Annotated in this window: 13 protein-coding genes; 11 read left to right on the forward strand and 2 right to left on the reverse strand. The window is 63.6% G+C overall.

Features of this window, described 5'->3' with window-relative positions:
* Both QZ213_RS17015 and QZ213_RS17020 read left to right on the forward strand, forming a co-directional pair.
* A partial coding sequence (locus QZ213_RS17015) for an SDR family oxidoreductase (protein WP_291687253.1) occupies positions 1-660 on the forward strand: 660 nt, incomplete at its 5' end.
* Positions 657-1,646, forward strand: coding sequence for an NADPH:quinone reductase (locus QZ213_RS17020; RefSeq protein WP_291687254.1), 990 nt, complete (start codon positions 657-659; stop codon positions 1,644-1,646). The genes QZ213_RS17015 and QZ213_RS17020, both read left to right, overlap by 4 nt.
* Here the strand turns inward: QZ213_RS17020 and QZ213_RS17025 are convergent, their stop codons facing one another.
* Complete coding sequence (locus QZ213_RS17025) at positions 1,647-2,060, reverse strand: DUF3775 domain-containing protein (RefSeq protein ID WP_291687255.1); 414 nt, start codon at positions 2,058-2,060, stop codon at positions 1,647-1,649.
* Positions 2,061-2,182: 122 nt separating this feature from the next.
* On the opposite strand from QZ213_RS17025, the gene QZ213_RS17030 reads away from it, so the two are divergent.
* The 4 genes from QZ213_RS17030 to QZ213_RS17045 all read left to right on the forward strand — a co-directional run bounded on the left by QZ213_RS17030 (position 2,183) and on the right by QZ213_RS17045 (position 5,717).
* Positions 2,183-3,025 carry an MBL fold metallo-hydrolase gene (locus QZ213_RS17030; protein ID WP_291687256.1) on the forward strand — a complete coding sequence of 281 codons (843 nt, stop codon included), beginning with the start codon at positions 2,183-2,185 and terminating at the stop codon, positions 3,023-3,025.
* 136 nt (positions 3,026-3,161) lie between these two features.
* Positions 3,162-4,004 carry a fumarylacetoacetate hydrolase family protein gene (locus QZ213_RS17035; RefSeq protein WP_291687257.1) on the forward strand — a complete coding sequence of 281 codons (843 nt, stop codon included), beginning with the start codon at positions 3,162-3,164 and terminating at the stop codon, positions 4,002-4,004.
* A gap of 213 nt (positions 4,005-4,217) precedes the next feature.
* Positions 4,218-4,832, forward strand: a complete 615-nt coding sequence (locus tag QZ213_RS17040; RefSeq protein WP_291687258.1) for a glutathione S-transferase family protein — start codon at positions 4,218-4,220, stop codon at positions 4,830-4,832.
* A gap of 12 nt (positions 4,833-4,844) precedes the next feature.
* Positions 4,845-5,717: an MBL fold metallo-hydrolase gene (locus QZ213_RS17045; RefSeq protein WP_291687259.1), complete on the forward strand. Its 873-nt coding sequence runs from the start codon at positions 4,845-4,847 to the stop codon at positions 5,715-5,717.
* A 55-nt stretch (positions 5,718-5,772) separates the two neighbouring features.
* On the opposite strand, the gene QZ213_RS17050 is transcribed toward QZ213_RS17045, so the two are convergent.
* Positions 5,773-6,315, reverse strand: coding sequence for a methylated-DNA--[protein]-cysteine S-methyltransferase (locus tag QZ213_RS17050; protein ID WP_291687260.1), 543 nt, complete (start codon positions 6,313-6,315; stop codon positions 5,773-5,775).
* A 283-nt stretch (positions 6,316-6,598) separates the two neighbouring features.
* Here QZ213_RS17050 and QZ213_RS17055 point away from each other — a divergent pair, with 283 nt between their 5' ends.
* From QZ213_RS17055 to QZ213_RS17075, 5 genes are all read left to right on the forward strand, one after another.
* A complete protein-coding gene (locus QZ213_RS17055) occupies positions 6,599-7,411 on the forward strand; it encodes an alpha/beta hydrolase (RefSeq protein ID WP_291687261.1) in 813 nt (270 codons plus the stop codon).
* Position 7,412: 1 nt separating this feature from the next.
* Positions 7,413-8,219 (forward strand): alpha/beta hydrolase, encoded by an 807-nt coding sequence (locus tag QZ213_RS17060; protein WP_291687262.1) that lies wholly within the window; start codon positions 7,413-7,415, stop codon positions 8,217-8,219.
* 354 nt (positions 8,220-8,573) lie between these two features.
* Positions 8,574-9,386, forward strand: coding sequence for a class I SAM-dependent methyltransferase (locus tag QZ213_RS17065; RefSeq protein WP_291687263.1), 813 nt, complete (start codon positions 8,574-8,576; stop codon positions 9,384-9,386).
* A gap of 292 nt (positions 9,387-9,678) precedes the next feature.
* Complete coding sequence (locus tag QZ213_RS17070; protein ID WP_291687264.1) at positions 9,679-10,479, forward strand: phytanoyl-CoA dioxygenase family protein; 801 nt, start codon at positions 9,679-9,681, stop codon at positions 10,477-10,479.
* 154 nt (positions 10,480-10,633) lie between these two features.
* The coding region (locus tag QZ213_RS17075) for a Gfo/Idh/MocA family oxidoreductase (protein ID WP_291687265.1) at positions 10,634-11,210 on the forward strand (577 nt) is incomplete at its 3' end.

Genomic DNA, 11,210 nt, shown 5'->3' on the forward strand with positions numbered 1-11,210 from the left:
GCGCTGGCGAAAACCGCCGCCGAGATACGCAAGGCAAGCCCCGGCGTAACCGTGACCGAAGTCGTCGGTGACATCACCACCCCGGCCGGCCGCGAAGCGGTCCTCAAGGCCTGTCCCGATCCGGATATCCTGGTCAACAATGCCGGCGGTCCGCCGCCCGGCGATTTCCGCAACTGGACCCGGGATGACTGGATCAAGGCGCTCGATGCCAACATGCTGACGCCGATCGAGCTCATCAAGGCAACGGTGGACGGCATGATGGCCCGCAAGTTCGGCCGGATCGTCAACATCACATCTGCCGCGGTGAAGGCGCCGATCGAGGTGTTGGGACTGTCCAACGGCGCACGCACCGGCCTCACCGGCTTTGTCGCGGGCATCGCGCGCAAGACCGTAATCAATAACGTCACCATCAACGGGCTGTTGCCGGGCCCCTTCGATACCGACCGGCTGCGCGGCCCGGTGGCGAAGATGGACGCCGAGAAGCGCGGCATCACCGTCGACCAGTTGCTGGCGGAGCGCGCCAAGCTCAATCCGGCCGGACGCTTCGGCGATCCCGAGGAATTCGGCCAGGCTTGCGCATTTCTGTGCGGCGCCAAGGCGGGATTCATCACCGGCCAGAACATCCTGCTCGACGGCGGCGCCTTCCCGGGCACGCTGTGAAGGCGGTCTGGTACGAACGCACGGGCGCGGCGCCCGATGTGCTGACTTACGGCGAGATGCCGACACCGGAGGCCGGACCGGGCGAAGTCCGCGTCCGCCTCGAAGCCTCCGGTGTCAATCCCGCCGATGTCGGTCGCCGCGCCGGCAGCTATCGCGCGATGGAGTTTCCGCGCGTGATCCCCAACAGCGACGGCGCCGGCATTATCGACCAGGTCGGCGCTGGCGTGACGCGGTTTCAGCCCGGTCAGCGGGTCTGGCTCTTCAACGGCCAGCGCAACGGCCGCGCCTTCGGCACCGCGGCAGAATATATCGTGCTGACCGAGCATTTGGTGACGGCGCTGCCCGACGATGTGTCGTTCGCGGCCGGCGCGACGCTCGGCATTCCCTGCATGACCGCATGGTGCTGCCTGTTCGGCGACGGAACGATCGTCGGCCAGACGGTGCTGGTCACCGGCGGCGCCGGCGCGGTCGGCCATTATGCCGTGCAACTGGCAAAGGGCGGCGGCGCGCAGGTGATCGCTACCGTCAGCTCGGCCGCAAAAGCGGAGCAGGCGCGGCTTGCGGGCGCCGATCTCGTCATCAATTACAGGACCGAGGATGTCGTCGCGAAAGTAATGACCTTTACCGGACGGCGCGGCGTCGATCGCGTGGTCGACGTCGACTTCGGCGGCAATCTCGCCACCACGCTGAAATTGATGGCGATGAATTCGACGATTGCCGTCTATGCCACCAACGGCAACCGCAACCCGGTGGTTCCGATGCGCGAGCTGATGGAGAAATGCATCAGCTTGCGCGCGCTGGTGCTGTACGCGCTGCCGCCATCGCTGCTCGGCTCGGCGCAGGCGGACATTTCAAAATGGCTCGCCGCAGGAAAACGCATCCACAATATCGCCGCGCAGTTTCCGCTCGCGCAGACCGCGCAGGCGCACCTCGCGGTGGAAAAAGGCGACAAGCTCGGTACCGTCATCGTCGACTGCGCGCGGTGATCACTGCACCGGCGTGGTCCGCTCGTCGGTCCAGGTCTCGCCGAACGCATCCAGCCCCTCGGCGAGGTAGTCGCTGACCAGGGGTTCGCCGAGCAGATAGCTCGCGGTGCGCTTGTTGTGGCCCTCGGCGGCCTCGCGGCGGAGATCGTCCCATTCCTCGATCGTGCCGTCGCCGCGCCCGAGACGCATCAGGGCGACCAGGTCGATCTGCTCGTCGTCGGTCATGGCATTGATGAAGCCGGTGATCTCGCGCACCACGGGATCGTCGCCATTATCCTCGAGCACGTCGATCATATTGTCGTCGGCGCTGTTCGACCCGGAATCCGGGTCGGACACCCCCTCCTTGACGTCGAATTCGCGCATTTTCTCGATCAAAAAACCGATTTTTTCGGCCGAAATGGCTAATTCTGGCATCTAGGCGCTCCTTAGCTTCTGAGTGCCGCGTCAACGCGCAGGCAGGTCCGATGATCCATTGCGCGCCGCGGCCGGAACCAGCATCTTGCCCCCAAGAAACGTGGGCCAAGGGGACGTCTCGAATGTACTGGAAAGTGGGCAAGGTCAAAATCACGAAAGTCGTCGAGCTGGAGACGGTCGGCAGCACGCGGTTCATCCTGCCGCTGGCCACCAACGAGGAAATCCAGAAATTGCCCTGGCTCATTCCGCATTTCGCCACCGACGAGGGCCGGCTGAAAATGTCGATCCACACGCTGGTGGTGCAGACACCGACACGCCGGATCGTGGTCGATACCGGACTCGGCAACGGCAAACAGGGCCGCAACGTGCCTACCTGGAACAACCGGCAGGGCCCGTTCCTCGAAACCATGCGCGAGGCCGGCTTTGCGCCCGACAGCATCGACACCGTGCTGTGCACGCATCTGCATGTCGACCATGTCGGCTGGAACACCCGACTCGTGGACGGCCAATGGGTACCGACCTTTGCCAATGCGCGCTATGTTTTCGGCAAGACCGAATACGAGCACTGGCGCGACCATAGCCTGGAGCCGGACAAGGTCGCGGTCTTCAGCGACTCGGTAAAACCGGTCGTCGATGCCGGAAGGGCGGACCTCGTCCCCAGCGACGCCCGGCTGTCGGACGAGATCACCCTGATCCCGACACCGGGCCATAGCCCCGGCCATATGAGCATCCACATCCGGTCGGACGGCGAGGAAGCCGTGCTCACCGGCGATGTCGCCCATCACCCGTGCCAGATGGCGCATCTCGACTGGTCGTCGACCGCCGATTCCGACCCCGTGCAGTCCGCGATGACGCGGCGCGAATTGTTCGGACGCTTCGCCGATACCCCGACACTGATGATCGGCGGGCATTTCAATGCCGGCCATATCGGGCGCGACGGCGATGCCTTCAAATTCATCGTTTAGAGCGCGATCCGAGCCAGCCGTTCTGGCCTGAGATCATGCCCAGAGCATAGCCCGGCAGCGCGGGGGACAGTTGAATTTCCTCCCGCCCTGTTCCAAGAAGCATCCAAGCAACCACCACCCCAGGGAGTGATACGAAATGAAGCTTGTTCGTTACGGCGCGGTCGGCCAGGAAAAGCCCGGCCTGATCGACAAATCGGGCCAATTGCGCGACCTGTCGGGGCAGGTAAAGGACTTCGCGGGCGAGGCCTTTTCGCCGGCCTCGCTGGCGAAGATTGCCGCCCTCGACGCTGCCTCGCTCCCGGCCGTCAGCGGCACGCCGCGGCTCGGCTCCCCCGTGGGCGGCCTGCCCAAATTCATCGCCATCGGCCTCAATTACAGCGACCACGCCGCCGAAGTGGGAATGCAGATCCCGGCCGAACCGATCATCTTCATGAAGGCCAATAACAGCCTGTGCGGCCCCAACGACGCGGTCGAGAAGCCGCGCGGCTCGACCAAGCTCGATTGGGAATGCGAGATCGCCATCATCATCGGCACCCGCGCCAAATACGTCTCCGAGGCCGACGCGCTCAATTACGTCGCGGGCTACGCCGTCTGCAACGACGTCTCCGAGCGCAATTTCCAACTCGAGCGCCTGGGTCAGTGGACCAAGGGCAAGTCGCACGACACGTTCGGCCCGCTCGGCCCGTGGCTCGTGACCAAGGATGAGATCCCGAACGTGCAGAAGCTGTCGATGTGGCTCGACGTCAACGGCAAGCGCTGCCAGACCGGTTCGACCGCGACCATGGTCTTCGGTTGCGCGAAGATCGTCTCCTATGTCTCCGAATTCATGACGCTGCTGCCCGGCGACATCATCACCACGGGCACTCCGCCCGGCGTCGGCTCCGGCATGAAGCCGCCCAAATTTCTCAATGCCGGCGACGTCGTCACGCTCGGCATCGAGGGGCTCGGCGAGCAGCGGCAGGAAATCGTCGCGGCGTGAGGCTTACAGCTTCCGGGCGCGCCCGTCGGCGCGTCCCGGACGCGCCACGACAAACGATCGTCATTGCGAGGAGCGTCAGCGACGAAGCAACCCAGACTTACTTTGCAGCTCTATGGATAGCTTCGCGGAGTTTATCATCGGGCGCGCATACGCGCGACCCGTTGGCTCGCAATGACGGGTGTTCTTCTCGGAGCCCTTTTTAAGGAAATTCCCATGAAACTCTCATTCTCCCCAGCCTCGCCCTTCGCCCGCAAGGTGCGCATTGCCGCGATCGAACTCGGCCTGATCGACAAGATCGAATTCATCTCGGCGACCGTGGTGCCGGGCCAGCCCAATGAGGAATATTCGCGCATCACGCCGCTGAAGAAGCTGCCGGTGCTGATCCTCGACAATGGCGACGTCATCCTCGATTCCTACGTCATAACAGAATATCTCGACGAGCTCGCCGGCGGCGGCAAACTGATCCCCGCGTCGGGGCCCGCACGATGGAGGGTCAAGAGCGACCATTCCATGCTGCAGGGCATGCTGGATTCGATGCTGCTGTGCCGCTACGAGAAGATGGTGCGGCCGGAGCCGCTGCGCTGGCCGGCCTGGGCCGACGATCACTGGGCGCGCGCCTGGAACGGCATGGCGCGCTTCGAGAATCAGGCGGAGATGCTGTCGCGCCCGCTCGACATCGCACAGATCGCGCTTGCCTGCGTGCTGGGCTATGCCGATTTCCGCTTTGCCGATTGCGGCTGGCGCAAGGCCTATCCGAAGCTCGACGCCTTCCATCAGAAGATGCTGGAGCGGCCCTCGGTGAAGATCTCGCTGCCGCCGGCGGCGTAGTAGGAAACGGCCATGAGTCTCAAGCTCACCGTCGGCGAGCTCACCATCCATCGTATCATCGAGCAGGAAACCACTTTCCTGCCGGCGCTGGATATGCTGCCCGACCTGACTCCCGAGTTGCTGTCGGAGAACCGGGCGTGGATGCGAGAGGCCGGCGCGATCGACGACAATGACGTGCTGAAACTCTGTTTCCAGTCCTACATCGTGAAGACGCCGCACCACACCATCCTGGTCGACAGCTGCATCGGCAACGACAAGCCGCGGCCGCTGCGCCCGAAATGGAACATGAAGACCGACGGGACCTATCTGCGCGCGCTGGCGGCGGCGGGTTTTTCCGTTGATGACATCGACTACGTGATGTGCACGCATCTGCATGTCGATCACGTCGGCTGGAACACACGGCTGGAAAACGGCCGCTGGCTGCAGACCTTTCCGAACGCGCGCTATATCTTCGGCAAGAGCGAATTCGACTACTGGACCGAGCAGAACGCCAAGGCCGAAGTGCCGCCATTCGCCGACAGCGTGCTGCCGGTGGTCGAGGCCAAACGGGCCGAGATCGTGCGCGACGATTTTGAAATCGGCGATCACGCGCGCATCCTGCCGACGCCGGGGCATACCCCCGGACATGTCGCCCTCACCTTCGGCCGGGGCAAGGATGTGGCGGTCGTCAGCGGCGACCTGATGCACTCGCCGCTGCAGGCGCGCTATCCGGAATTGTCGGCGAAATTCGACGTCGACCAGGCGCAGGCCGCGGTGACGCGGCGCAATTTCCTGGAGCGTTATTGCGGCACCGAGACGCTGTGCTGCACCGCGCATTTCCCTTCGCCCTCGACGGGGAAGATCCGGCGCTGGGGCAAAGGATTTTCCTGCGAGGCGGTGGGCTAGATCCTGGATCGTGGTTTCGGAACGCGCGGGCCGCGAACTCCCCGATCGAGGCAGCTCAATCGAACAGGCTCGGCGTGTGGTTGACCACCGCGCCCTCGATCGCGAGCATCTTCAGCTTGGTCGTGACGCCGCCATTGGCGGAGAAGCCGCCCGGCTTGCCGCCGGCGGCCAGCACCCGGTGGCAGGGCACCACGACCGGGCAGGGATTGCGCCCGAGCGCCTGGCCGACATCGCGCGACAGCTCGACGCCGCCGAGCCGCCTGGCGATATCGCCATAGGTCATGGTCTTGCCCGGCGGGATGGTGCGCGCGATGTCGTAGACGCCGCGGTGAAACTCCGGCACGCCGTCAAGATCAAGCACGACGTCGGACAGATCGTTCGGCTTGCCCTGAAGCAGTTCGACGATGCCGTCGATCGCGCGCTGCACCTCGGCCGATGGCGGCGCCTCCGCGATATCGCCATAACGCTGACGAATGCGCGCACGGGTCTTCTCCTCAGCTCCCATCGGCAGCTGCACCGCATTGATGCCGCGCGCCCCCCAGGCGATGCCGCAGCGCCCGATCGCGGTGTCGAAAATTGCAAAATGTTGATCCGTCATGGCCGGCTCCCGATCTCTCGCTCCATGCCTGAGCTTGATGCCGGCCCTGAATCTAGGCTTGGAAATAGTTGCGATCCACCCGGATTCCGAAGGTATTTGGGCTATCCCGGAAAAACAACCGAATGGGGTCCGGGAAACGGTCGTCACCGGGCTTGACCCGGTGATCCATCTTCTTTGAAAAAAGTACTCTTTGCGGGCAAGATGGATACGCGGGTCAAGCCCGCGTATGACACCTTTCGTGCAATTCACCGACCTGTCCGACCTCCAACCCCGCCGAGCCCCCATGCAAACGCTTCGCGTCAACGGTTACGACATGGCCTACCTCGACATCGGCGGCGGGCCGCCGCTGGTGTGCGTGCACGGCTCATTGTGCGACTTCCGGATCTGGTCGCCGGTTCTCGGTCCCTTGACGCGGAAGCATCGGGTCATCGCGGTGTCCTTGCGGCACTTTTTTCCCGAACATTGGGACGGCCACAACGGCAGCTATTCGATCGCCCAGCACACCGCCGACGTAATCGACTTCATCGAGAAGCTCAACGCCGGACCGGTCGACCTGATGGGGCATTCGCGCGGCGGACACGTCTCGTTTCGCGTCGCGCAGCGGCGGCCCGATCTGTTGCGCAAGCTGATCCTGGCCGAGCCCGGCGGCGAGCTCGACCCCACGCTTGATCCGGCCGCCAAACCCGGAGCACCCTCCCCGCTCGCGGCGCGGTTCGCGGCCTCGGCCGAAAAGATCGCGGCCGGAGATATCGACGGCGGACTGTCGTTTTTCATCGACGCGCTGGAAGGCCCGGGCGCCTGGGCCCGGCTGCCGGCGACGCCGAAGCAGCTGCTGCGCGACAACGCCATGACGTTGATCGGGCAGGTCAGGGATAACCGCCCGCCATTCTCCAAGGCCGACGCAGAGGCGATCGAGAACCCGACGCTGTTCATCGGCGGCGCCAACACCAAGGGCATGCTGCCGCAGGTGCTGCATACGCTGGCCAAGCACGTGAAGGGGTCGCAAATCGCGATGATCCCGGGCGCCACCCATCCGATGTTCGAGCAGGCGCCACAGAAATATTGCGAGACCGTGCTGAATTTCCTGGCGGAGTAACATGCAAACGCTTCACGTCAACGGTTACGACATGGCCTATCTCGAGGTCGGTGCGGGGCCGCCGCTGGTTTGCGTGCATGGCACGCTCGGCGATTTCCGCACCTGGTCCGCGGTATTCGGGCCGTTGTCGAAGAAGCACCGCGTGATCTCCGTCAGTCTCAGGCACTTCTTTCCGCAGCAGTGGGACGGCGTCGGCGACGACTATCGGATGGCGCAGCACGTCGCCGACGTGATCGCCTTCATCGAGCAGATCGAGCCGAGGCCGATCGACCTGATGGGTCATTCCCGCGGCGGCCATATCGCGTTCCGGATCGCGCAACAGCGACCGGAATTGCTTCGCAAACAGGTGTTGGCGGAACCCGGCGGCGACCTCGATGCATCGCTCGACGCTGCGCCATCCTCGCCTTCCGCGCTTGGTGCGCGGATCATGGCGTCCGCCGAGAAGGTCAAAGCCGGCGATATCGACGGCGCGCTGAAGAATTTCTTCGACGGGATCGAAGGCGAAGGCGCCTGGGCGCGACTGCCCGCCGCGCCGAAGCAGCAGTTGCGCGACAACGTGTTTACGTTGATCGGCCAGGTCGGCGAAAATCGCCTGCCCTATGGCAGGGCCGACGCGGAATCGATCCGGACGCCCACCCTGTTCATCGGCGGCGCCGAAACCAGGGGCGCGTTGGCCGCCGTGCACCGCGCGCTGGCGCCTCACGTTCGGGGATCGAGGACCGCGATGATCCCGGGCGCCGGCCACTGGATGTTCGAACAGGCGCCACAGGAGTTTTGCAGAAGCGTGCTCGAGTTCTTGGCGGAGTGACTGACTAGGGCGCGGACGAAGATGCCATTGAGGACACGGCGGTCATTCACCAGTGGAACGCCACGCGGCCTATTTCGGCAGGAACGGCTTGATGGCCGACCACTCAGGATCGGTGAGTTCGTAGCGCACGATTCGAGGCTCCAGTCTGGGAGCTTGAATCACCCGCCGGGCGCTATCATCAACCCACCACGCCCGTCATGATAGACACCAACAGCCTAATTTTACCTCCGGTTTCGCGGAGCTACAGCCGACATAGCCGCATATGCAGTTGGACGCCTCTCGGTCCAAAACCACCCAAGCCGGACAATTACATGCTAGTATCCCGAGCCATCAAACGGACGGCAGGTGATAGCAATGCTGGAAACGGACAAGGTGTTCGCTGGCTCGATTCCGGAAAACTACGACCGCTATATGGTGCCGTTGATTTTCGAGCCGTTCGCCGCAGATCTTGCACAACGAGCGGCGTCCTTGTCGCCAAGCGCCGTTTTGGAAATTGCTGCAGGCACCGGCGTTGTCACCCGCGCATTGGCGCCAAAACTGTCCCCCGGCGCAAGCTATATCGTAACCGACCTCAACCAGCCGATGCTCGACTACGCCGCTTCGCGACAGGCTCCCGACAGTCGGATCAAATGGCGCCAAGCGGATGCTATGGCTCTACCGTTTGAAAATGCGGCCTTCGATCGCGTTTGTTGTCAGTTCGGCGCGATGTTCTTTCCCGACCGTTCATCTGCCTACCGCGAAGCAAAGCGAGTCCTGAAGCCCGGAGGACTTTTTTTATTCAACGTATGGGATCGCATCGAGGAGAATGTATTTGCGGATGATGTGACGAATGCTCTCGCAAAGATTTTTCCGAACGATCCGCCGCGCTTTCTGGCACGCACGCCGCACGGCTACCACGATACGACACTGATCCGTCGCGAGCTGGAGGACGCAGGTTTCTCCCTTGTGGTGATCGAGACGAGGGCCGAACAAAGCCGTGCATCCTCGCCGCGCGTTCCGGCCGTTGCTTATTGTCAGGGAACTGTTCTTCGCAACGAGATCGAGGCCAGAGACGCGGGAAAACTGGAAGCTGCAACCGACTACGCCGCATCCGCGATTGCAGACAAACATGGCAGCGGCCAGGTTGCTGCCAAAATTCAGGCACACGTAATCGTGGCTGTGGTCTAGATGCTGGAATATCCCGTTCCGGCACTTCGAGACATTCCGCTGCTACGCAGCAATTGCATTGCTTTCGGAGTGAAGCGGACATTGCCGCCACCCTACCTTGGTGAGATGCACGGATGGTTCGACAGTGGTCGGACCATTGCTGTTTGCCGCAGCGGACAATCGCGGGGTTCTGCCGGCGATTTGGTCATGCCGCCACGCCTTGGGCGGGCTGGTAAACCGCAGCCCCGGTGCTAATCTTTCTGCAAGCAAAACAGACGGGGCTCCGCCCTGGAAACGCAAGGAGGAACTACCCATGAGGCTGACCCAGCAGCAGATCGACGATTTCAACCGCGAGGGCTGGCTGTTCCTGCCGGAACTGTTCGCCCGAGAGGAAGTGGAGCTGCTGGCGCGCGAGGCGGAGGGCATCTACGACACAAAGCGCCCGGAGGTGTGGCGCGAAAAGAGCGGCGCGCCTCGCACCGCCTTTGCCGCCCACCTCTATAACGAGGCATTCGGCCTGCTTGGCGCACATCCGCGCATGATCGATCCGGTCGAGCAGATCTTCGGCGAGAAGGTCTACATGCATCAGTACAAGATCAACGCCAAATCCGCGTTCACCGGCGACGTCTGGCAGTGGCACCAGGACTACGGCACCTGGAAGCGCGACGACGGTATGCCGCAGCCGCGCGCGATGAATATCGCGATCTTCCTCGACGAGGTGATGCCGATCAATGGTCCGCTGATGCTGGTGCCGCGGAGCCAGCTGGCCGGCGACCTCAAGGCCTCGCACGACCTTGCGACCACCTCCTATCCGCTGTGGACGCTGGACGAGGAAACCGTGACCCGGCTGGTGAGGGAAGGCGGCATCGTTGCGCCGACCGGCAAGGCCGGCGGCATGCTGATGTTCCACGGCAATCTGGTGCACGGCTCGGCCGGCAACATCACGCCCTACCCGCGCAAGATCGTCTACCTGACGCTGAATGCGGTTTCGAACTATATCCGCACGCCGACAAGGCCGGAACATATCGCGCACCGCGACTTTTCGCCGATCCAGACCGTGGACGACGACGCATTGCTGCGGCTGGCGCGGGCGCACCGGCAGGCGGCGGAGTAGGGCCAGTTCAAGCCCGGCCATAAAATCAGCCGTCATTCCGGGGCGACGCGTAGCGTCGAGCCCGGAATCCATAACCACCACTGCGGAGTATGGATTCCGGGCTCGCGCCAAGAGGGCGCGCCCGGAATGACGAGAACAAGGAATCTTGCCTGCCATGAACTTGCATCGCCTCCTCGACGCCCGCCTTGCTGCCGGCAAACCCGTCCGCGTGGCGCTGATCGGCGCGGGCAAATTCGGCTCGATGTTTCTGTCACAGGTGCCGCATACGCCGGGGCTGGAAGTACCCGTTATTGTCGACCTCGATCCGCAGCGCGCGCGCGAAGCCTGCCGCACCGTCGGCTGGGACACCGAGCGGATCGCGGCAACCACCTTCACCGCCGATGCTGCGAAGGCTACATCAGGCAATATCGAAGTGATCGTCGAGGCGACCGGCAATCCGGCGGTGGGCATCAGACATGCCCGCGCGGCGATCACAGCCGGCAAACATATCGTCATGGTGAATGTCGAGGCCGACGTGCTGGCGGGGCCGCTGCTTGCGGAGGAAGCCCGCAAGGCAGGTGTGGTCTATTCGCTGGCCTATGGCGACCAGCCGGCCCTGACCGCCGAGCTGGTGGACTGGGCCCGCGCGACCGGTTTCCACGTAGTCGCCGCCGGCAAGGGCACAAAATACCTGCCAATCTATCACGACGTGACGCCGGCGGGCGTCTGGAGCCATTACGGGCTGACCGCCG

The organism is Bradyrhizobium sp., assembly GCF_017881085.1.
Classification (GTDB): Bacteria; Pseudomonadota; Alphaproteobacteria; order Rhizobiales; family Xanthobacteraceae; genus Bradyrhizobium.

Coding starts and splice junctions, on each gene's coding strand:
- QZ213_RS17055 (WP_291687261.1), top strand. CDS start 6,599: ATGCAAACGCTTCGCGTCAACGGTTACGACATGGCCTACCTCGACATC.
- QZ213_RS17040 (WP_291687258.1), top strand. CDS start 4,218: ATGAAACTCTCATTCTCCCCAGCCTCGCCCTTCGCCCGCAAGGTGCGC.
- QZ213_RS17070 (WP_291687264.1), top strand. CDS start 9,679: ATGAGGCTGACCCAGCAGCAGATCGACGATTTCAACCGCGAGGGCTGG.
- QZ213_RS17050 (WP_291687260.1), bottom strand. CDS start 6,315: ATGACGGATCAACATTTTGCAATTTTCGACACCGCGATCGGGCGCTGC.
- QZ213_RS17065 (WP_291687263.1), top strand. CDS start 8,574: ATGCTGGAAACGGACAAGGTGTTCGCTGGCTCGATTCCGGAAAACTAC.
- QZ213_RS17060 (WP_291687262.1), top strand. CDS start 7,413: ATGCAAACGCTTCACGTCAACGGTTACGACATGGCCTATCTCGAGGTC.
- QZ213_RS17045 (WP_291687259.1), top strand. CDS start 4,845: ATGAGTCTCAAGCTCACCGTCGGCGAGCTCACCATCCATCGTATCATC.
- QZ213_RS17025 (WP_291687255.1), bottom strand. CDS start 2,060: ATGCCAGAATTAGCCATTTCGGCCGAAAAAATCGGTTTTTTGATCGAG.
- QZ213_RS17035 (WP_291687257.1), top strand. CDS start 3,162: ATGAAGCTTGTTCGTTACGGCGCGGTCGGCCAGGAAAAGCCCGGCCTG.
- QZ213_RS17030 (WP_291687256.1), top strand. CDS start 2,183: ATGTACTGGAAAGTGGGCAAGGTCAAAATCACGAAAGTCGTCGAGCTG.